Raw genomic sequence first — 22186 nt, 5'->3', positions numbered from 1 at the left:
GAGTGACCATAAAGACCACTAACTGCTATCATCGGCGCTAATAAAATGGATAACCTTCAACAGGTAAATAACAGCAATATGCCATTCACTTTAAAGAAACCGCACTACCGCCTGATATTAGCGACAGCACTGGTTATGCTATCTGGCTGGATACTTAGCGCGACGTATCTTTATATTGCAGCTGACAACATCGCAAAAAATGAAGCGATAAAAACTGCTCGCCTTACCGCTCGCCAAGCTGCGATGACTATTCAACCTTATCTGCTGGCAGAAGACATCATTAGCCTTAATTTCTTTCTTAATAGCCTAACAGAAGCTCCGCAAGTAAAGGGCATTGCAGTATTTAACAAAAGAAATAAATTAATTGCTCGTGCAGGCGAAAACAACGGCGCGGAACAACAAGTCATCTTGGGTAGCCAGCAAACACCCATGGGAACATTAAAACTCTTCACTGGCCATCAATCAGAACATAACATGCTAACTGGCTTATTATGGCAAGTGGCTATCCTATCTGCCATCACCTGCCTAGCCACTTTAATAACTTTATGGCTATCACTAAAACAACTTAACGTACGATCAAAAGCCTCCGACGAAAACTTTGATATAAGCATTTCTGATACGTCAGCCATTGATGAAGAGATGACCGAACAGTCCGAGTGCTTTTCTCAAACGCTAACGGAAGCGATTAGTGAGCCTTATTCAGAAAAAGCGAAGAGCAACAATAATTATCAAAGCCAAATAGATTTAGAAGATAATACTGACATTCACTCAACAGATGAAACGATGGATAACAATGAACTTGTTGAGCTCTTAAGACCCGACTCGACGGAGCGCATGCCACACTTTAAGCCAGCGCCGATGCAGACAGACGACGAACATGTTAATGATATATCGGTTAAAGAATCAACTTACGAGCTTGAGGACTCACTTAAAGAGCAACAACAGAGCCTACCTGAAAATACTCCAGAGGCAGCCCCTAAGCCCAATCCATTACGTGCACATGAGCGAGCAGAAGAACAGCTCGACCTATACAGCTTAGAACACCAATTAGAGTTATCGCTACAGCCCAAAGAAGCCGCTTACCTATTTTATATCGATGCAACAACAGGACATGCTGATTATGTCGAACCTGAAGAACATAACTACTTATTACAAACATATGAGCATCTAATCAAAAAAGTATCGGCCATTTACGGCGGTTCGATTTCCGTTAATGCCAGTGGTGACCTGCAACTTTTTTTTGATGATCAGGATGAAGAGGATGGGCATGGTGTACATGCGCTCTGTGCCGCCAAGCTTTTTACTCTACTCTATAGAGCTTTCAACCATGCACGCATAAAGTCATTTAAGCCTGTGCTTAATCTGCATATGGCTATCGTACGCGGCAATCGAGATAAATTTAACCTTATTAAAGAAGAAGCGCTTTTTTTAACACGCACTACGCAAACCAATGAGCTGATTAGTCATACAGCGCTCACTGAAGCTAAACAACTCAAATCAACATTGCTATCTACAGCCCAAGTACGCCGTGAAGATGAAGACAAGGTATTGATATTGTCATTAACACCGTCTTATCAGGCGTTACTCACAAAGCAAGCAACACACCTACTTAAGACACCTTCTGCTGAAAGCTTAGAGCAGCAACCCTAAGAAACAGCAGAAGTTAAAAGAAACACTAGATCAAGATTCTAGTGTTTCTCCTTTATTACTCATGACTTCAAGCTTATCTACACGTTGATAACCACGCGGCAACTTGTTACCACGCCGCCCACGCTCACCCCGATAATGCTCAAGATCAGAAGGCTTTAGCTTAAGATGCTGACGCCCTGCATGCACCTGTAGTATTGAATCAGGCATCAACACCACAACATCGCAGACAATCTCTTCTCGCGTTGCTGCACGCACAGATGGAATATTAATAATTTTATTCCCCTTACCTCGCGCCAACTCCGGCAGCTCTGTCACAGGAAATACTAACAAGCGCCCTTCGCTGGTTATCGCAGCTAACAAGGCCTGTTCCATATTCTCAACTTTCACAGGGCCTAACACTTGGGCATTTTTGGGTAATGTAAGCGCCGCTTTACCATTTCTGGTTTTACTGGAAAGATCAGAAATCGATGTAATGAACCCATAGCCTGCATCAGATGCGAGTAAGATTTTATCATTATCTTTTCCAGAAATAGCGGCCTCGATGGTAGCCCCTTTCTGAAGCGTCACTCGCCCAGTAATAGGCTCTCCTTGGCCGCGCGCTGATGGAAGAGTATGCGCTTCAAGCGTATAACTTCGCCCGGTAGAGTCCAGTAGAATTAATGGCTGATTCATTCTCCCCGCACAGGCTAGTTTAAAACTATCCCCTGATTTATAACTCAACCCAGCACCATCTATATCATGACCTTTAGCTGCACGAATCCAGCCTTGTTTAGATATAATGGCCATCACTGGGTCTGAGGAAAGCAAATCTTTTTCATTGAAGGCCTGGGCTTCACTACGCGTTACAACAGGTGAGCGGCGCTCATCACCATAGGTTTCCATATCATCTTTGAGTTCTTTTTTGATCAATGTACGCATACGCTGATCCGAACCGAGTATCAACTCTAGACGCTTACGTTCAGCATCAAGTTCATCCTGCTCAGACTTAATCTTAAACTCTTCAAGCTTAGCAAGGTGACGCAGTTTAAGATCCAAAATTGCATCAGCCTGCGTTTCGCTCAGACTAAAGCGTTTCATCAACTCTTGCTTAGGTTCATCCTCATAACGGATGATAGCGATCACTTCATCTATATTCAGATACGCGACCATCAAACCTTCGAGGATATGCAAACGATCTAGCACTTTTGATAAGCGATGTTCCAGACGACGCCTCACAACACCTGTGCGCCAGCTAAGCCACTCGGTCAAAATCATACGTAGATTTTTCACTTGAGGGCGGCCATCAACGCCAATCATATTCATGTTGACCCGATAGGTTCTTTCCAGATCGGTAGAGGCAAACAAATGCGCCATCAACTGCTCTACATCGATGCGGTTCGACCGTGGAATAATGACCAAGCGTGTCGGGTTTTCATGATCCGACTCATCTCGTAGATCAGCCACCATTGGCAGCTTTTTCTGCTGCATTTGCTGAGCAATCTGTTCAAGAATTTTATCGCCAGATACCTGATAAGGCAGTGCAGTAACAATAATATCGCCTTGTTCCTGCGTATACACAGCGCGCATTCGCACTGACCCACGACCCGTTTCATAGATTTTTTGCAGGTCATTCTGTGACGATATAATTTCCGCATCTGTTGGCATATCCGGTGCCGGAACAAAGGCACATAACTCAGCAACATCAGCTTTTGGATGATCCAGCAGATGAATACATGCTGAGGTAACTTCGCGCAAGTTATGCGGCGGTATATCAGTCGCCATCCCTACTGCTATACCACTACCACCGTTCAATAAAATATTGGGTAGACGTGCAGGTAGTACAGCAGGCTCAACCATAGTACCGTCAAAATTTGGCAACCAGTCAACCGTTCCTTGACTGACTTCCTGCAACAGCACTTCAGCATATTTTGCTAACTTCGCTTCGGTATATCGCATAGCAGCAAAGGATTTGGGGTCATCTTGTGACCCCCAGTTTCCCTGCCCATCAATTAATGGATAACGATAGCTAAACGGCTGCGCCATCAACACCATTGCTTCATAACAAGCACTATCGCCGTGAGGATGGTATTTACCCAACACATCACCCACAGTACGAGCAGATTTTTTATGTTTAGCCGCGGCTTTTAGGCCAAGTTCAGACATCGCATAAACAATACGACGCTGTACCGGTTTCATTCCATCACCCACATGCGGCAAAGCACGATCCAAAATGACATACATGGAATAATCCAAATACGCTTTTTCGGTGAAATCCTTTAAGGGTAAACGCTCAACGCTATCGTCTGTTATTACTTCACTCATATCTCAATATCCATCAAACTGACTACTGTTGAGCCAGGTTACCCTTACTTTCCAACCAACTTTTACGATCAGCGGCGCGCTTTTTAGCTAACAACATATCCAGCATCTCATGCGCATTATCTTCCGCGTCAATCGTAAGCTGAACTAAACGCCGTGTGTCTGGATCCATTGTTGTTTCACGTAATTGCAGGGGATTCATCTCCCCTAGACCTTTGAATCGCTGAACATTAATTTTTACGTTTTTACGTTCGGCACGTATGCGCTCAACGATGCCATTCTTTTCAGCGTCATCCAATGCATAAAACACATCCTTGGCTGCATCAATACGATATAAGGGCGGCATAGCAACATAAACGTGCCCGGCATCTACCAAGGGCTTAAAGTGGCGTAAAAACAGCGCGCAAATCAGAGTTGCTATATGTGCACCATCAGAATCAGCATCTGCTAACACGCAGATCTTTCCGTAACGCAAACCCTCCAAGTTATCCGAGCCCGGCTCAACGCCCACTGCCACTGAAATATCGTGAATTTCCTGTGACGACAGAATCTCTCCGGAATCAACTTCCCACGTATTCAGAATTTTCCCGCGTAGCGGCATAATTGCCTGAAATTGACGATCACGCGCTTGTTTAGCAGAACCACCAGCAGAATCACCTTCCACTAGAAACAACTCAGAACGCATTGTTTCTGATCCGGCACAGTCTGCCAGTTTACCGGGAAGTGCTGGGCCTTGAGTAATCTTCTTACGCACTACTTTTTTACTAGAGCGTAAACGTTTCTGGGCATTAGCAATGACGCTTTCTGCTAACTTCTCTCCCTCCTCAACATGGCTGTTTAGCCACAGTGAAAAAGCATCCTTAGCAGATCCAGAGATAAAGGCAGCAATATGGCGTGAGGAGAGTCGCTCTTTAGTTTGGCCTGAGAATTGAGGGTCGCGCATTTTTGCAGAGAGGATAAAAGCACAGCGCTCCCAAATATCATCAGCCGTTAATTTGACGCCTCGCGGTAACAAGTTACGGAATTCACAAAACTCACGCATCGCTTCAAGCAAGCCGGTTCTAAACCCATTAACATGTGTACCGCCTTGCACCGTTGGAATGAGGTTAACAAAGCTTTCACAGGTTAACTCTCCTCCTTCGGGCAACCATTGTACGGCCCACTCTACAGCGTCTTCTTCTCCCTGCAAGGAACCAACAAAAGGCTCTTCAGGGATGGTTTCAAATACCTGCGTTGTTCCACGAAGATATGCACTAAGTCCGTCTTCGTAATACCACTCTTGCTTTTCGTTTTTACCGCTGCTTTGATCCGTAAAAGTAACTTTTAATCCAGGGCAAAGAACAGCTTTAGCGCGCAAATTATGCTTAAGATGAGAGACGCTGTATTTAGGTGAGTCAAAATACTGAGGGTCCGCTAAAAATCGAACGGTAGTCCCCGTATTACGCTTACCACAGGTATCAATCACTTCCAGTTCAGAGACTTTAAAGCCATCAGCGAAGCCTATTTTATACACTTTAGCATCGCGCTTAATCTGTACTTCAAGCAGCTTAGACAACGCATTAACAACAGAGACACCCACACCGTGCAAACCACCGGAATAGTTGTAGTTGTCATTATTAAACTTACCGCCTGCATGCAAGCGAGTGAGGATCAGTTCAACTCCACTGACGCCCTCTTCAGGGTGCAAGTCAACAGGCATACCGCGCCCGTCATCACTGACCGACAAGAATCCATCTTTATGCATTACTACATCGATCTGCTTAGCATGTCCTGCCAAAGCCTCATCGACTGAGTTATCAATAACTTCTTGTGCTAGATGGTTAGGACGGTCAGTCTCTGTATACATACCTGGACGTCGTTTAACCGGGTCCAGCCCACTTAAGACTTCTATCGAATCAGCTGTATATTGCGTCGACATCTATTTATTGTTTCCTGTCACTCTATAAAAGAAGGTAAAGGGGTCGCTTCTGGTAACGCTAGCTGCCCCTGGGAAAAGCTGATGATTGCAGGAATCAACTTTTCAAATTGATCGAAACCATGGCTACCACCGGTCTGAATAAACGCTGGTGATTTATCAAAAAAATCAACCGCTTCACGATAATCCAACGTTTCATCCGCTGTTTGCGTCAATAATAAATAACGCTGAGAATCTGTCACCTTATCCACAGCCAAAGCTTCTAGCTGGGTTAAATGTTCCCGCGTTAACGTATAGCGCTCATGCGTATATAGATTTTCATTATCCCCTAGCCACTCAGCTAACAAATGATAAGGATAGATCGCTGGGTTCACCAGTACTGTCGTGCAGTTTTTATAACGCTCTGTTAACCATAGGCTATAAAACCCACCTAATGAGCTGCCAATTAATATAACCGGACGTTGCGAGTTTTCGGTTATCAATGCTTCTAGCTGTTTTATCGCTTCTTCCGGCCAATGTGATAATGCTGGCACAGCGTAATCACCAATATCGGCACCTTTGTTATTGGCTTTAAGAAAATCCCCAAATAAACGCGCTTTTACTGAATCCGGCGAGCTATTAAAACCATGCACATAGATAAATAACGGCGACAACATACTGGTTATCCTTACAGTGTTTAAGAGAAGTTACCTAAGGTTTCAATGGGATGCAAGCTCAGAGGGATACTCGCTTAACGATTGTCTCAAACCCGCCATCATCAAACAGATCAAGAACCCTGTAGCCAGGCAAAGATAGAAACTTATCTGATTCGACAAGCGGAGCTTCGGTACCTACTGCAAACTGCGGAGCCGTTGCCGGCGCTACCAAAACGCTAACACCTGTATGATCTATTTGATGTTCTTGATGAAGGTGCCCACATAGCACTAACTTGAGTTTGTCATACGCAGACACATGCGCCCAAAAAGCCCCTGCATTAGCCAACATAATGGCATCTTGCCAACGGCTGCCCACTTTAACCGGCGGGTGGTGCATTCCAATAAGCAAGTAATGGTTAGGATACTCAGCTACAACCTCATCTAACCAAGACAGCTGGGCACTGCTAAGCGCACCGCCGCCAACACCATCAGGCTCCGAAGTAGAATCCAATAAAATGACGCACCACGCTCCTTCTACCACAACCTTTCCTGAAAGGCTTTGGTATTCCAGCATTTTACCTGCATCATCATGGTTGCCCGGAATCCAACGTATAGCGGCGGCCATATCCTTTGTATAAGACTGTAATCGATTATAGGCAGTACTGTAACCGTGATGAGCTAGGTCACCCGTCAGTAGTAAAAGTTCAGGACAAGGATGGTTTGCTTTCACATCTTCCAGAACAGCAAGTAGACGCTGCTCCGGATTTTCCTCTTTGAATAGATCACCTTTACTCGCCTGTAGATGGCAATCGGTGACTTGAATAATACGTAGCATACTCATCAGTTAGTAAAAATAGGTTCGATAAACTGACCATGCTGCTGGCAATGGCTGAGCCATTCGCCCAAGTAGTTATTCAATTGCACTTTTTCATCAGGCTGATGCATTTCACGGTTAGGGTATGGGTAAACTCCTGACAGTTGGCGGCGACGCTTCAAACAGATGACTTCTGCCATATTGGCATCATGGTAAAGCCTAACAACTAGCGCCGGTGATTCTAACCATGATGAGCCACTAGCGTCTTGCTGTGAAATTTGTAAGGTTGTGGTGTAAACAAAACGCTCTTCAACTTCAATCCGTATCTGTGTCTGATGCTCTCCACAAACCAAGCTAAATTCGCGCATATCGCACTCTTCTAAGTCAGGCATCAGTTTATTCAAACGGGCATAGTTCACCTCACAGATGGCCATTTGCCGCGTTAGATCAGGCACATACTTACGTTTCATACCGTGTCAACGCTCCACTTTTCTTTTATCGTTGTGTGATTTAGCTGCAACCACTGTATTGCGATAATCGCAGCCGCATTATCAACATCACCCGTTTTCAGCATCGCTATCGCAGTATCTACAGGGAACAAGTGCACTTTAATATCTTCTCCCTCACCTTCTAAGCCATGAACACCGCCTAAGCCATCACTATTTACACAGCCGCAGTACAGATCAACATACTCTCTGGCTCCACCAGGGCTTGGAGTAAACCGGCTGATATGCTCAAGTTGAGATATCGTCGCTCCGGCTTCCTCAAGGCTCTCCCGCCGCGCGACGTCTTCAATGGTTTCTTCAGGCTCAACAAGACCTGCAACAAGCTCAAGCAACCACGGACTTCGAGGGTGGTCGATAGTACCGATACGAAATTGTTCAATCAAAACCACAACATCATGAGTAGGATCATAAAGCAGCACACACACTGCATCAGGCCTCCAAAAGAGGTCTCTAGTCAGCTCTATCTTCCCGCCCTCAAAGCGCTGATGGCGTAGCTTTACTTCTCGCATCTGATAAAAGCTCTCACAGATAACTGTGTCTTCTTCTATCTCAAAATCAGCAGCGCTAAATGCAGGGTTCCAATGCTTGCTCATTAACTACTCTCCATTAAAATGAATAGAACACAGGGCATTAGATTCAATCGATCTTCGCAAAAATAAAAATAACAGCAGGGGTATGAACTTTACGTCAGTATAGTCTGATTAGTACTGAAGGCCCAAATAACGTATTAATGCTAGCCTCTAAGAAGCGACAAGTTTTGTAAAGTGAATTAAACACATCATGTAAATAAAGCACTAGAACGAGGGTATGCCAGAACGCTCCCCCCCCTCCCCCGATCTTAAGCTAGGTGCATGCTTAGTCCCACCCGCTCGCTATTGTTGCAACAACTTTTCTCGGCACAACAACTCCAGCTCATGCAGCCTTTCATAGGCAATAGCCATCTTAAGTAGCTTATCATCAGAGCACCTTCAGGACTTCTGAGAGCACTTCATGCCCAATAAGATCGCCATTGTGTAAATCAAATATCAGCTGGAAAAAGGTCGTTATTTCATCCATTTCGAGTATTAAACTCAGCAACGGCTCATCGTCAGAAAATGGCAGTTGCAATACAGAGGACTGTTTAAGAATCACGGTGACAAGAACGCCAAGATATAATCATAGCAAGGCTGATAACAAAACGATGAAGTTAATCGTCCAATGAATCCATTTCGACATCAAGATACTTCATGATGTCATCCAACGGTGCCGGGCGGGCGAGCAAAAAACCTTGTCCCATTTCACAACCATTTTCTCTTAAAAAAGCCATCTGCTCATGTGTCTCTATCCCTTCTGCAATTACCTTTAAACCCAGCTTGTGGGCCATAGCAATAACCGCGGAGGTGATTTCCATATCACTTTTATCTTGAGGGATATCACGAACAAAAGAACCATCGACTTTCAAGTGATCAAAAGGCAAACGCTTCAAGTAACTTAATGATGAGTAACCCGTACCAAAGTCATCAATCGATAACGAAACGCCCAAGAGCTTGATCTGATGAAGAGTATCCACTACCACATCAACCTCTTCCATAATCATGGACTCAGTTATCTCTAGTTCAAGCAATGACGCAGGAAAGTCATTCAACTCTAGAGCCTGTTTAATTTTATTAAGTAGTTCAGGATCAAAAAATTGACGCATTGACAGATTCACGGCCATACGAATGGGGTAGCCAGCGTCCACCAGCAAACGCCCTTGGCTACACGCTTCGTTTAAAACCCACTCGCCTAGCTCAACAATTAACCCAAGCTCTTCCGCCACCGGAATAAATTCACCAGGAGATATACGACCTTTTTCGGGGTGATTCCAGCGCACTAATGCCTCAAGACAAACTGGCTGCAATTCTTTAAGAATGGTCCATTGCGGCTGATAATCGATGCAAAACTCTTTATTTTTTAGTGCATTACGCAGCTCTTGCTCCATGCTGGCTCGATTAACAACCTCATCATTCATTTCATGAGTGAAAAATTGAAAATTATTACGGCCTTTATGTTTAGCTTGGTACATTGCAAGATCTGCGTTTTTCATCAACACAGCCCAATCATCACCATCAGTAGGCACCATAGTAATACCCAAGCTAACCGTGGCTTTCACCTCGCTACTCCCGAGGAGTACTGGCTGACTAATCGCTTGTAGCAACTTATTCGCTACTGATGCAACCTCAGTAGGTCCGCTCACATCAGGCAACAATACAGTAAACTCATCTCCCCCAATACGAGCAATCAAATCTGACTGGCGTAGTGTGCCTCTTAACCTATCCGCAATCGATTGCAGCAAACCATCACCTGCATCATGCCCTAAGGTGTCGTTGATCTGTTTAAAGTTATCTAAATCCAAATAGAACAGCGCAAATATTGAGGCGTTTCGTTTTGCTTTTTTCAGCTCTACATCCAGCTGCTCTTTAAACAGGCGCCGGTTTCCCAACAAGGTAAGTGGGTCGTAAAATGCGAGCTGCTCTATCTGCTCTAATGTCTTTTTCTGTGCCGATATATCTTCACTAACACCTATAAAGTGAGTGATTTTATGTGCTTCATCTAAAATTGGTGAAATGGATAGCATTGACCAATAAGGCTGGCCTGATTTAGTTTTATTACGAATTTCACCATGCCAATCATGTCCCGATAGTATGACTTCCCACATCTCTTTATAAAACTCAGGGGCCGTTTCACCAGCATTTAAGATACCAGGTGTATCCCCTCTAACTTCATTCAAAGAGTACCCTGTCACCTCAGTAAACTCTTCATTAACATATTCTATTTTCCCACTCTCATCCGTAATCAAAACCATCGTTGGGCTTTGCTCGACAGCACGAGACAACTTCTGCAAGTCACCTTCAACCTGCTTTCGCTCCAACGCCAAACTCACTAGTTGAGAAGCCTGCTCCATCATCGAGATATGATCATTATTAGGTTGATGTGGATAACGATGGTAAATAGCAAAAGTGCCTAATATTTCGTGTGAAGATCCAAAAACAGGTTGAGACCAACACGCAGCCAAACCCGCTTTAGCTGCAAGATCTTTAAAATCTGCCCAATAAGGATCATTTTTAATATCCGCACTAACAACGCGCTCACCTGTACTTGCCGCTGTGCCGCAAGCGCCTACTCCTACACCAATGGCTAATCCATTAACTGCATCACTATAGAAATCAGGCAAGTTCGGAGCGGCGCCACTCAATAGATGTTTTTTTTCTTTATCAAGCAAGAGGATAGAGCATAAACTATTGGAATAAACATCTTCAATTCCTTTCACAATTTCAGAAAAAATATTGTTCAAGGAGGCTCCGCGGATCAACATATCCAACACCCGCATATTTTGTTTTTGCAAAGCATTTTCAAAGTGCCGACTTGTAATATCCCTATTCACAGCCAACAACCCAATAACCTTACCGTCAAAGTTTTTAAGAGGTGTTTTGACACACTCAATCAATTGATCAGCACCGGAGCTCCCACGCACCCAGATCTCTTTACAGGTCACCTCATCTTTAGAAAAAACCTGCGCATCTTGCTCATTAGATAAATTAACATTCTCTGTTGTAAAGAAGTCCTCTACACGCTTTCCTATCACCTTCTCACGCGGCTGCCCTATAAACTCTGCAAATGCATGATTGCAGTCCAAATAGCGGCCATCCAATCCTTTGGCATAAATATGATCAGGGTTCGAGTTCATTAACGTTCTGAGCAACAATGTTTCATCAACCACATGCTCAAACTCATCATTCAAAAGCGAAAGCTCATTCTTTTTCCTACGCCACTGAAAGATAAAACCACTCAAAACCACTAACAAAAAGACAATAGGGATAATTAAATAGTCAGATAACTCAGTGGTTCTCACTGGGTTTAGAATAACGCTGTCTTTAGGGATACTTTTTTTATCTATAGCGTACCTCTGCACTGAAACACCATTAAAGACGGACTCAATTGGGCTTTCAAGTATAACGGGCAACTCGGCTACAGACTTACCATCTAAGATTTCTAATAGATATTGGGCAGCAACTTCACCTTGTAAGGCAGAGGTCGCCACATAACCACCCACGATACCTTCTGCAATAGCGGTATCCCATGCCGAGTAAATAGGAACGGGAGTATTCTCTAATAGAATACTGACACTCTCTTTTAAGGTCATAGAAAGACCTTCTTTATCTCTATGTAATGGTAACCGAAAGACAATAGCGCCAGGTTTTAACGCTGATAATTGCTGCTTTAATTCATCCAAGGTCCAGTCGCTAATTGATCGCACGGAAAACTTAGACGTATATGGTTGAGCGGCTTGCACAAAACGCTGCTGCTCCGCTAACCCTGTCGGAGTGGCATCACTTAACAAGACGATTTCTGTCATATCAGGATGTAACGACATTAGCAGTTGATAGTTAGCATCAGGGGAGGTGGTTTCAGCAATACCAGTAATTAACTGATCATTACCGATTAAGTCTTTCGAGTATGAATTCACACCTACAAACACAGCAGGAATTTCAGCAAAATGAGATTGCCGGTATTTCATTAGAAAACTTAATGCATTGTTATCAGTCACCACAATAGCATCAAAACTATTGGCATTTTTTTCTGCCATCATTGCGGCAGCTAAGGGGAACATTGTTTTGCTTGAAAAACGCTTAGTATCTAAATATTCAACGTGTAAATCGATAGGAAAACCAGCGTCATCTATTACTTTTTTAAAACCCGAATAAATACCATCAGACCATGCAAAGCCTTGATGATAAGAATTTATCACCAATACGGTTGGAGCATAGCTATAATCGGCTTTCACAGGCGTTGATATATTTATCAACAAAAAGAAGAAAACCAAAGAAAACTGCCAACGCATTGTTTTGGCAAGATTTTTTAGCGGCATGATAATTCGGCACTATAAACTTAAGTTGAAATAAGTATAGCCCCTATTTTAAGAACTGCTATTGATGAACACTAAAACGTCTTAGCATCTGAATCTCCTCAGCCCACACGGTTTCATCAATTGTTTCCAGTACAAGAGGGACTCCCCTAAAGCGCTCATCCCGCATGATAAACTTAAAGACTTCGAGCCCTATCTCGCCCAGCCCAAGACTATGGTGACGGTCGACACGTGCCCCTAGCGCAACTTTTGAATCGTTTAAGTGCATACCACATAAGTATTCAAAACCAACTGTCTCAGCAAACTCCTTAAAAGTGTCTTGACATTCGGCATAAGTATTTAATGGGTAGCCCGCTGCAAAAATGTGGCAGGTATCAATACATACACCGACCCGCTGCTTATCATAAACCCCATCAATAATCTGCGCTAATTGCGAAAAATCATAACCCAGATTACTTCCTTGCCCTGCCGTTGTTTCTATTACGACAATAACATCATCCGTTTCTGACAATGCAAAGTTGATAGATTCCGATACTCTATCTAGACACTGCGCCTCTGAAAGCACACGCAAATGACTACCCGGATGAAAATTCAGATATTTTAGCCCTAATTGCTGGCAACGCTGTATTTCATCCACAAACGCTACCCGAGACTTCTCTAAAGCCTCTGCTTCAGGGTGGCCTAAGTTGATCAAATAACTGTCATGCGGCAATATTTGCTCTGAAGTGAAGCCCAACTGTTGGCAACGCTCTTTAAATAAAGAGATGCTTCTTGCCGCCAATGGTTTTGCTTCCCAGCGGCGCTGATTTTTAGTAAAAAAAGCAAACGCATTAGCACCCAATTTTTTGGCATTCAGAGGCGCATTTTCAACGCCTCCAGCAGCACTAACATGAGCACCTATATAATAAGGTTTTAATTCAGCCACATTCTTACCCGGTTATTGGTACTCATATAGATAACTCGATTCTATAAACACAGCTTTTATAGTTTGCAAGCGCCGCCAAGGCAATCATCAAAGTCCATGCTTTCCAACTCTAGCCTTTCTGCATGAGCCAGTTTTATGCGCTCAAACATCTCTTGCTCATCTTTATCTTGGTCTGCTACAACGGCGCGCTCAAAAACAGCAATCAAGGTAGCTAACTCAGTTAATGTTAAATCATTCATTAAATTTTCCTCTTAATCTTCTACAACAGGTTCCAGATACTCAATCATTAACTGAACTGATTGCTGTCCCCTGAACTCATTTACATCTAATTTATATACAGCACGAACACTATTAATCTTGTCGTCAGGCCATACTGCTAAATCCGTATTAAACTGAATACCATCAAGAGCTAAACCAGAAGAGCGCTCCATCAATACTATTTTCAGGTGGCGCTGCCCCACAATTCTTTGCTGTAATACTCTAAAGACACCATCAAACAAAGGCTCAGGAAACTGGTGCCCCCATGGTCCGGCTTCTCTAATATTGTCAGCTAATGCAAGTGTCATGTCTGTAGCTTGCAAGGCCCCGTCGGTCTCTAACCGTTGCTCTAAATCTTCTTTAGAGAGCTGCTCTCGAACAACCTCATCAAAGACATCTCGGAACCGCTCCAATCCTGTAGCCGCAATCGTCAAGCCTGCAGCCATCGCATGGCCTCCAAATTTGCTAATTAGCTCAGGGAACCTACTAGCAATTTGATCAAGCGCATCACGAATATGCAAGCCAGGAATGGAACGAGCCGAGCCCTTTATCTCTCCATTTTCACCAGGCGCGAATGCAATTACGGGTCGATTAGTACGATCTTTTATCCGCGAAGCCAAAATACCAACAACACCCTGATGCCAGCCTTCATCGTACAAACACACGCCATACGGCAGTGTATCAATATCAAAATGCATTTCATCCAACCAGCTTAATGCTTGTTGCTGCATATCTTGCTCTATCGCACGCCTATCTAGATTGAGCTGATCTAACGTTTGCGCCAATTCACGCGCATATTCTGGGTCATCCGCTAACAAGCATTCAATACCGATCGACATATCTTCGAGGCGACCCGCCGCATTCAAACGCGGCGCTACAGCAAAGCCAAGATCACTGGCGACTAAACGCTCTTTACGCCGACCTGCTATCTCTATTAATGCCAGTAAGCCGGGCCGTGCGCACCCTGCGCGAATACGCTGTAATCCCTGATATACCAATGTTCGGTTGTTGTGTTCTAACGCCACAACATCAGCGACAGTGCCCAGCGCAACAAGATCAAGTAACGATGCCAAATTAGGTGCTGGAATACTATTTTCCTCAAACCAATTTTCAGCCTGAAGTGCACGCCTTAGTGCGATCAACACATAAAATATAACGCCAACACCACAAGTCGATTTTGCTTCAAAGCTACATCCCGGCTGATTAGGATTAACAATCGCCACAGCCTGCGGAATAACATGCCCAGCCAAGTGATGATCCGTTACCACAACATCCATACCTAGTTGATTGGCACGCGCCACACCTTCCACACTCGATATGCCATTATCGACCGTGACTAATAGCTGTGGTGATTGAGTAAAAGCAACATCAACAATCTCTGGACTTAAGCCATAGCCATACTCAAAACGGTTCGGTACTAGGTAATCAATATTACTCGCCCCCATCATTCGCAACCCCAATACAGCAACCGCTGTACTAGTCGCTCCATCACAATCAAAATCACCAACAATCATGATCGACTCATTGGCTTTGACTGCCTGTAGCAGGCGGGAGACAGCAGCATCCATCCCTTTCATTTGAGTATCTGGAAGTAATTCTTTTAAATTACGACCCAACTGCTTTTGACTTTGAATACCTCTGGCAGCATAAATACGTGCCAAAGCGCTAGGTACTTCCTTAAATATAGGAGAGTGCTCATTAGGCACACCACGACGATGAATGGTTACGTGTTTCACACTCTCTCCTTTTATCAGAAAACAAAAAAGGCCCGATTAATATCGGACCTTTCAACTAGCAAACTACAACAGCTAAAAGTAGCAGCCGTTATGACTCAGAATGTACATGTTCTGCAATAAAGCGCTGCACAACAGAGATATCATTATCCAGGACTGTCAGCTTCTCTTCACGTTCAAACAAACCTTCCATATGAACAGGCAAATCAGGAGATTCGAGATTAGCCTTTAGTACAGCATCAGGAAACTTCACTGGATGGGCTGTTGCCAATACAATCATTGGTACGGCGGCATCACGGTTACATTCACGGCCTGCTTTCACTGCAATAGCCGTATGTGGATCAAGAAGATAACCTGTCTCGGCATGCACATCAGCAATAGTCTGACATGTCGTTTCATCATCAACCGCACAGCTATCAAATAACTCACGCATCGTATTCCAACGCGAAGCATCCAGCTGTACTGATTCAGTTTTAAAACGCTTCATCAAATCATCAATAGCAGCGCCGTCACGGTCATAGATATCAAACAACATACGCTCAAAGTTAGATGAGACCATAATATCCATAGAGGGTGACAAGGTATGCACCAGCTCACTCTTAGACATATCGTTGTTAGAAATAGCACGATGCAGAATATCATTATGGTTGGTTGCTACCACTAACTGAGTGATAGGCAAACCCATTTTCTTCGCAAGATAACCGGCAAAGATGTCACCAAAGTTTCCGGTAGGTACTGAGAATGCTACGGGACGATGCGGACCACCCACAGCCAAAGAAGCTGAGAAGTAATAAACGATCTGAGCCATAATACGCGCCCAGTTAATCGAGTTAACCGCGCCCAACTTCATCCCTTTAAGGAAACTCTGGTCTGCAAAGCTTGCCTTAACCATCTCTTGGCAATCGTCAAAGTTACCTTCTAATGAGATGTTATGTACATTCTCATCCAGAATAGTGGTCATCTGGCGGCGCTGAACCTCAGAGACACGGTTATGCGGATGTAGAATAAAGATATCCACATGCTTAGAGTGACGACAACCTTCAATCGCAGCTGATCCGGTATCACCCGATGTAGCGCCCATGATCACTAAGTGCTCATTACGCTTCACCAATACATGGTCCATTAAACGACCTAGCAACTGTAGAGCAAAATCTTTGAAAGCTAAGGTTGGACCATGAAATAGTTCCAACACCCACTCATTTGTGCCTAACTCTTTTAAAGGAGCAACAGCTGAATGATTAAAACCTTCATACGTCTCATCAATCATCTGCTTTAGATCAGTATCATCGATGCAATCGCTCACAAAAGGAGCGATGATTTTGAACGCTAACTCGGCATAAGAGAGCCCTGCCCAGCTAGCGATCTCTTCTTGACTAAAAGTAGGTAAATTCTCTGGCACATACAAGCCACCATCACTTGCCAAGCCTGCTAATAGAACTTCTTCAAAGTTAAGTGCAGGCGCTTGCCCACGTGTAGAAATATATTTCACGTTTAGTCTCCTTAACCTTGAAGATGCTCAACACGTATCCGCGTTACTTGGCCAATAATGTCATCCAGCGCTTCAATGGCTGTAATCGCTTCATTCATCTTTTGTTCTTGAACACGCTGCGTTAACAGAATCACCGGCACTTGTTCTTCGGCTGTTTCTTTCTGCACAATTGCTTCAATGTTAATGCCGTTATCACCTAGGATTTTAGTAATACTTGCTAAAACACCTGGTTTTTCTGCGGCCTGCAGGCGTAGATAAAATCCAGTTTCAGTATCACTCATCGGCAAAATTGGCAGATCTGACAATTCAGATGGCTGGAACGCCAAATGAGGAACACGGTTATCACGGTCTGCTGTTAGCGTGCGTACCACGTCAACAATATCGGCAACAACAGCAGAAGCCGTTGGCTCAGCGCCCGCACCCGCTCCGTAATATAATGTCTGACCGACAGCATCACCATCAACCAACACAGCATTCATTACGCCATTTACATTAGCAAGTAAGGTAGATGTAGGAATCATTGTAGGGTGAACACGTAACTCAATCCCATGCTCAGTGCGACGGCTGATACCTAGGTGCTTAATGCGATAACCAAGCTCTTCTGCATATTCAACATCGGCTGGTGTAATCGCACTAATGCCTTCGGTATACGCCTTATCAAACTGCAGCGGAATACCAAAAGCGATAGAAGCAAGAATTGTCAGCTTGTGCGCTGCATCAATACCCTCAACGTCAAATGTTGGATCAGCTTCAGCATAACCTAGCGCTTGAGCTTCAGCTAAAACATCAGCGAAATCGCGACCTTTATCACGCATTTCTGTGAGGATAAAGTTACCGGTGCCATTAATGATGCCTGCCAACCATTCTATATTGTTAGCTGATAAGCCTTCACGAATGGCTTTAATAACAGGAATGCCACCGGCAACAGAAGCTTCAAATGCCACCATCACATTGTGACGCTGGGCCGCTTCGAAAATTTCATTTCCGTGTACAGCAATCAACGCTTTGTTTGCAGTAACAACATGCTTGCCGTTTTCGATTGCCGTCATCACGAGTTCACGCGCGATGTCATAACCACCGATTAATTCAACAACGATATCAATTTCTGGATTAGTCGCTATATCAAAAATATCACGAGTAACCTGGGTGCCTTTTGTGTCACACCCTGGGTTGTCTCGACGCGAACCAATCTGCTCAACCGTAATACGACGCCCAGCTCTACGAGAAATTTCATCTGCATTGCGATGCAGGACATTAAACGTACCGCTACCAACAGTACCTAGACCACATATTCCAACTTTTACCGGTTTCAAACCAATACCTCGCAGTTTACTAGTCAATCGCAAGCCAAGCGCAAGCTGAATTAACGAACAAAAATGGGGAAATAGTATAGCGAATAACTCTTCCAGACTCTATTCGACACAGGATAAACAGCAATAAAAAAAGGAGCACCCGGCTCCTTTTTAACGTAAATTAGGTATTAAGGTTTAATTCCCAACATCGCAGCCAAACGTTCAGCCGGCATATAGCCTGGAATCAACTGACCATCTTTCGTGATTATAGCCGGTGTACCGGTAACTCCCACTTTTTGTCCAACCTCATACTGAGCCAAGACCGGGTTTTCACACTCAAGGTTTTTGAGCGACTTGCCCTGCTTAGAGCGCGTCATTGCATCAACTTTATCTTCAGCACACCAAATATTAGTCATTTTTTTGAAAGTCGCAGTATTAGGGCCCTGTCGAGGAAATGCTAAATATTCAACACTCACACCCATTGCCTGAAGCTTCGGCACTTCGTTGTGCAATTTACGGCAATACGGACAATCAACATCGGTAAAAATATAAACAGATGCCTTTTCCACATCCTTTGCTTTAAATACTACTTTCTCAGCACTGGGAATGGCTTGTAATTGAGCGGCACGCTGAGTATTCATTTTTGCTTCGGATAGATTCACAAAACCTTTCTCATCCGACAACTGATACAGCTGCCCTAATAAGAAGTACTCACCTTTGGCATCAGAGAAAATAACCTCTCCTGATCCTAACTCAACCTCATACATACCGGCCAATTGAGCTTCTTTAACAGAAACCACAGGGATACGCTGATCAATTTTTTGCAACTGTTTAATGATGATATCTTTTGTATCTTCAGCCACAACCATCGTACTAGCTAGTAACAGCGCACCTGCCATTAACGTTTTAATTCGCATACGTTCCTCAATATCCGGGTAATGATAATAATCTGATTAAATCAAGCGCTTAAAGTTCAATTAACCTCTAGGGTGATGCTGTTGGTGCAGCGATTGTAAACGCTGCTGCGCCACGTGGGTATATATTTGCGTAGAAGATAAGTCACTATGCCCTAGCATCATCTGCACTACCCGCAAGTCCGCACCATGATTAAGCAAATGAGTTGCGAACGCATGCCTAAGCACATGAGGAGAAATCGCCTTATCAACACCAGACTCTTGCGCATAGCGTTTTATCCGATACCAAAAAGTTTGGCGTGTCATAATTCGGCCACGCAGACTAGGAAAAAGCATTTCATCGGTAGTATCTTGCAACAACTCATCACGAGCGCAGCGCAAAAATTCTTTTATCCAACGAACAGCCTCGTCTCCCAAAGGGACAAGCCGCTCTTTTGCCCCCTTACCCACAACCCTAATTACACCCAACTCTAAATTGATCTGCCCCAATTCTAAGGAAATCAACTCTGAAACCCTTAAGCCTGATGCATACAAGGTCTCTAACATCGCCCGATCTCTCAAACCAAGAACACTATCAACATCCGGAGAATTCAAAATACACTCAACATCTCCTTCGCTTAGCGTTTTAGGCAGGGAGCGCCCCTTCTTAGGCAGGGCGATGAGTAACATAGGGTCTTCACTAATAAGGGCTTCACGTAACAGGTATCTAAAAAAACGACGCGCCGAGGAAAGAAAACGAGAGGTGGACGCTGGCGAGAGCTGTTGCTCCACTCGCCATAATAGATATTTTCGAACGATTAGCGCATCAGCACCCACCAACCGCCCCTTAAGATCGTTTAACCAACAGGCAAAAATAGAAAGATCACGCTGATAAGACGACTGAGTGTTCTTACTTAACCCCTCTTCTAACCACATTGCATCAATAAACTGTCTAATCAGCTTCACATCATCACTGTGCGGAATTCGACTCGTAAAGCGTTTATCTCCTCCCACAAGCGCTACCGACATGGTTAGCGATACACTTCAATAAAAGCGATTTTATCTTTTGCTACAGGAAAGGTGGCACGCCCCTGCTCAACCTGATGACGAATACTGATAGCATTGGCATTCACATCAACTAAAGCTCCCTCTATCTCACGACCAAAAAAAGTTCTTAGCTTAACCGCACTGCCAACATAACCAGCCAGCTCATTAACAGGGGTTGCTACAAATGACTTTTTAACTTCTGGAGGGCGTATCGGCATAACACCAGGAATAATTTCTTTCATGGGCGCTACTTCTGGTGCCTTTTCCCGTATAACGATAGCCTTTTTATTTTCCATTACCGCCAAGGCAGCCCTGCGCACATTCCCACCAAATAGCTCACGCATCACCTGCCATTCAGCGTCCATCAGCTCAAGCACCTTGCCGTTCACCTGTAACGCAAGCTCCGCACTGGAAAACAAAGAATCAGCCCCACCAGGGCTAGCTAACTGCCCCAAATCAAGCGGAACAGCCGGCTCAAGACGCACAGCCACAATAGAGCGATTGCTGCGCGCACTCACTAAAGCTCCAAGTAAACGCTCACCCTCGTACTGTGCAGCGCCACCTCCCAAATTCTGGGTCAACGCAGCCTGATAACGCTCTAAGTAACCCTCTACAGCCCCGCCTTCTTGCTGAGCACAGAAAGCTTTCCAGCGCTGGTTATACCCCAAATCACTAACCGTCATGCCAAACATTTGGATAGCCGTTTTCGCTAAATCATCTCGCCTAAGCGTCCCTCCTTGCCTCAAAGCCAACCAAAGATTCATCTCAGCTTTAATAAGCTGCGCAAATTCAGACCCCAAACGTACCTTCATAAGCTTTTTATTAGCAGAAGACTCAAGCAACAAACTCAAGTCACCCCGAAGAAAGCGATACCCCATCGCCAGTAATGCAGCTCTATCAATGGAGTGCGTATCACCGCACACCAGAGTATCCAAGGAGCTACTTTTTGAATCAGATGAGGAAAGAACTAAACGTTTGGCGTAATCAGCATTCAGATCATAGCTTACGCCCGTCAAATCGAGAGAGACAGGATCACTCAACACACCCGTACGCAGCTGCTCATGCGCTGTTATAAAAAAAGCACGCGAAGATGATGTTAGCGATACACGCTGAATTGAAATTTTTTCTTTATAGGAGTTTGGCTGAATCGTAATATTTTCAAGAGCAATTTCGCCAAGAAAAGCAGCCGAAATACCGTCATACTCAACTTTAGCGAAAGGTCTGATTGATGCAACTAAACTATCAATATCAGACTTCACCTGGTACCAATAATACCCCTGAACTCCTGCTACCAAGAGCATGAGAACTAACGGTACCAATAACCACTTCAGCCAACGCCGCATCTACAACCTCATCCATGCCCTACAAAAAAAACAGTATTTTAATAATTCTAGTGATCTTTGCTGCAATTTACTAATCACATAACAAAAAAAGGTGACCATAAGGTCACCTTTTTTCTATAGCAGCGAATCAGGTTTAACTCAGCCGAGTTTTTCCTTGATACGTGCAGATTTACCACTGCGCTCACGCAAGTAGTAGATTTTAGCCTGACGAACATCACCGCGACGTTTCAGAATAATCTCTTCAACAACAGCACTGTAAGTCTGGAAAGTACGCTCAACACCCACACCGTGAGAAATTTTACGTACTGTGAATGCAGAGTTCAGACCGCGGTTACGCTTACCGATAACTACACCTTCAAATGCCTGCAAACGGCTACGTGTACCTTCAACTACTCGAACCTGTACCACTACTGTGTCACCAGGTGAGAAAGTTGGTATTTCTTTTGTCATCTGTTCAGCTTCAATCTGCTGAATGATTAAGTTTTTGCTGCTCATCGCTCGCT

18 protein-coding genes are annotated in these 22186 nt (G+C 44.2%); 1 reads left to right on the top strand and 17 read right to left on the bottom strand.

Annotation, left to right across the window (positions count from 1 at the left end; translation table 11 throughout):
* Nucleotides 1-45 precede the first annotated feature (45 nt).
* Nucleotides 46-1650: a hypothetical protein gene (locus G511_RS0101460; protein ID WP_051221399.1), complete on the top strand. Its 1605-nt coding sequence runs from the start codon at nt 46-48 to the stop codon at nt 1648-1650.
* 30 nt (nt 1651-1680) lie between these two features.
* On the opposite strand, the gene parC is transcribed toward G511_RS0101460, so the two are convergent.
* From parC to rplS, 17 genes are all read right to left on the bottom strand, one after another.
* Entirely contained in the window at nt 1681-3951 is a 2271-nt protein-coding gene (parC, locus tag G511_RS0101455) for a DNA topoisomerase IV subunit A (protein ID WP_028468027.1), read from the bottom strand.
* 22 nt (nt 3952-3973) lie between these two features.
* Nucleotides 3974-5866, bottom strand: a complete 1893-nt coding sequence (parE, locus tag G511_RS0101450) for a DNA topoisomerase IV subunit B (protein WP_028468026.1) — start codon at nt 5864-5866, stop codon at nt 3974-3976.
* Nucleotides 5867-5883: 17 nt separating this feature from the next.
* Nucleotides 5884-6519, bottom strand: a complete 636-nt coding sequence (locus tag G511_RS0101445; RefSeq protein ID WP_028468025.1) for a YqiA/YcfP family alpha/beta fold hydrolase — start codon at nt 6517-6519, stop codon at nt 5884-5886.
* Between the two features lie 58 nt (nt 6520-6577).
* Nucleotides 6578-7333 carry a metallophosphoesterase gene (locus G511_RS0101440; protein WP_169565701.1) on the bottom strand — a complete coding sequence of 252 codons (756 nt, stop codon included), beginning with the start codon at nt 7331-7333 and terminating at the stop codon, nt 6578-6580.
* A gap of 5 nt (nt 7334-7338) precedes the next feature.
* The gene (locus G511_RS0101435; protein ID WP_028468023.1) at nt 7339-7782 is read right to left on the bottom strand and encodes a DUF1249 domain-containing protein; all 444 of its coding nucleotides are present in this window, start codon (nt 7780-7782) and stop codon (nt 7339-7341) included.
* Nucleotides 7779-8411, bottom strand: coding sequence for an NUDIX domain-containing protein (locus G511_RS0101430; RefSeq protein ID WP_028468022.1), 633 nt, complete (start codon nt 8409-8411; stop codon nt 7779-7781). Before G511_RS0101430 ends, G511_RS0101435 begins: the two co-directional genes overlap by 4 nt.
* Before the next feature lie 364 nt (nt 8412-8775).
* Entirely contained in the window at nt 8776-8949 is a 174-nt protein-coding gene (locus G511_RS24280) for a hypothetical protein (RefSeq protein ID WP_156905129.1), read from the bottom strand.
* Nucleotides 8950-9004: 55 nt separating this feature from the next.
* On the bottom strand, nt 9005-12706 hold the full coding sequence (locus G511_RS23710) for an EAL domain-containing protein (protein WP_051221395.1): 3702 nt from the start codon (nt 12704-12706) through the stop codon (nt 9005-9007).
* Between the two features lie 58 nt (nt 12707-12764).
* The gene (gene nfo / locus G511_RS0101415; protein ID WP_028468021.1) at nt 12765-13628 is read right to left on the bottom strand and encodes a deoxyribonuclease IV; all 864 of its coding nucleotides are present in this window, start codon (nt 13626-13628) and stop codon (nt 12765-12767) included.
* A 56-nt stretch (nt 13629-13684) separates the two neighbouring features.
* Complete coding sequence (locus G511_RS0101410) at nt 13685-13867, bottom strand: hypothetical protein (protein ID WP_028468020.1); 183 nt, start codon at nt 13865-13867, stop codon at nt 13685-13687.
* A gap of 12 nt (nt 13868-13879) precedes the next feature.
* Nucleotides 13880-15622 (bottom strand): single-stranded-DNA-specific exonuclease RecJ, encoded by a 1743-nt coding sequence (recJ, locus tag G511_RS0101405; RefSeq protein ID WP_028468019.1) that lies wholly within the window; start codon nt 15620-15622, stop codon nt 13880-13882.
* A gap of 88 nt (nt 15623-15710) precedes the next feature.
* On the bottom strand, nt 15711-17108 hold the full coding sequence (gene thrC / locus G511_RS0101400) for a threonine synthase (protein WP_028468018.1): 1398 nt from the start codon (nt 17106-17108) through the stop codon (nt 15711-15713).
* Between the two features lie 11 nt (nt 17109-17119).
* Nucleotides 17120-18421, bottom strand: a complete 1302-nt coding sequence (locus G511_RS0101395) for a homoserine dehydrogenase (RefSeq protein ID WP_028468017.1) — start codon at nt 18419-18421, stop codon at nt 17120-17122.
* A 167-nt stretch (nt 18422-18588) separates the two neighbouring features.
* On the bottom strand, nt 18589-19317 hold the full coding sequence (locus tag G511_RS0101390; RefSeq protein ID WP_028468016.1) for a DsbC family protein: 729 nt from the start codon (nt 19315-19317) through the stop codon (nt 18589-18591).
* 60 nt (nt 19318-19377) lie between these two features.
* Nucleotides 19378-20322, bottom strand: a complete 945-nt coding sequence (gene xerD / locus G511_RS0101385) for a site-specific tyrosine recombinase XerD (RefSeq protein WP_156905128.1) — start codon at nt 20320-20322, stop codon at nt 19378-19380.
* A gap of 2 nt (nt 20323-20324) precedes the next feature.
* The gene (locus G511_RS0101380; protein ID WP_028468014.1) at nt 20325-21683 is read right to left on the bottom strand and encodes a hypothetical protein; all 1359 of its coding nucleotides are present in this window, start codon (nt 21681-21683) and stop codon (nt 20325-20327) included.
* Nucleotides 21684-21821: 138 nt separating this feature from the next.
* Nucleotides 21822-22178, bottom strand: coding sequence for a 50S ribosomal protein L19 (rplS, locus tag G511_RS0101375; protein ID WP_028468013.1), 357 nt, complete (start codon nt 22176-22178; stop codon nt 21822-21824).
* Nucleotides 22179-22186 lie beyond the last annotated feature (8 nt).

The sequence above is a fragment of the Neptunomonas japonica DSM 18939 genome (genome assembly GCF_000422765.1).
Classification (GTDB): domain Bacteria; phylum Pseudomonadota; class Gammaproteobacteria; order Pseudomonadales; family Balneatricaceae; genus Neptunomonas; species Neptunomonas japonica.
This window is presented reverse-complemented; position numbering and strand designations above follow the sequence as displayed.

Excerpts from the sequence above, each read along its gene's own strand:
- rplS (WP_028468013.1), bottom strand. The coding sequence starts at position 22,178 with ATGAGCAGCAAAAACTTAATCATTCAGCAGATTGAAGCTGAACAGATG.
- parC (WP_028468027.1), bottom strand. The coding sequence starts at position 3,951 with ATGAGTGAAGTAATAACAGACGATAGCGTTGAGCGTTTACCCTTAAAG.
- G511_RS0101380 (WP_028468014.1), bottom strand. The coding sequence starts at position 21,683 with ATGCGGCGTTGGCTGAAGTGGTTATTGGTACCGTTAGTTCTCATGCTC.
- G511_RS0101435 (WP_028468023.1), bottom strand. The coding sequence starts at position 7,782 with ATGAAACGTAAGTATGTGCCTGATCTAACGCGGCAAATGGCCATCTGT.
- parE (WP_028468026.1), bottom strand. The coding sequence starts at position 5,866 with ATGTCGACGCAATATACAGCTGATTCGATAGAAGTCTTAAGTGGGCTG.
- G511_RS0101440 (WP_169565701.1), bottom strand. The coding sequence starts at position 7,333 with ATGCTACGTATTATTCAAGTCACCGATTGCCATCTACAGGCGAGTAAA.
- G511_RS0101430 (WP_028468022.1), bottom strand. The coding sequence starts at position 8,411 with ATGAGCAAGCATTGGAACCCTGCATTTAGCGCTGCTGATTTTGAGATA.
- G511_RS0101390 (WP_028468016.1), bottom strand. The coding sequence starts at position 19,317 with ATGCGAATTAAAACGTTAATGGCAGGTGCGCTGTTACTAGCTAGTACG.
- G511_RS23710 (WP_051221395.1), bottom strand. The coding sequence starts at position 12,706 with ATGCCGCTAAAAAATCTTGCCAAAACAATGCGTTGGCAGTTTTCTTTG.
- G511_RS0101445 (WP_028468025.1), bottom strand. The coding sequence starts at position 6,519 with ATGTTGTCGCCGTTATTTATCTATGTGCATGGTTTTAATAGCTCGCCG.
- G511_RS0101460 (WP_051221399.1), top strand. The coding sequence starts at position 46 with ATGGATAACCTTCAACAGGTAAATAACAGCAATATGCCATTCACTTTA.
- xerD (WP_156905128.1), bottom strand. The coding sequence starts at position 20,322 with ATGTCGGTAGCGCTTGTGGGAGGAGATAAACGCTTTACGAGTCGAATT.
- G511_RS0101410 (WP_028468020.1), bottom strand. The coding sequence starts at position 13,867 with ATGAATGATTTAACATTAACTGAGTTAGCTACCTTGATTGCTGTTTTT.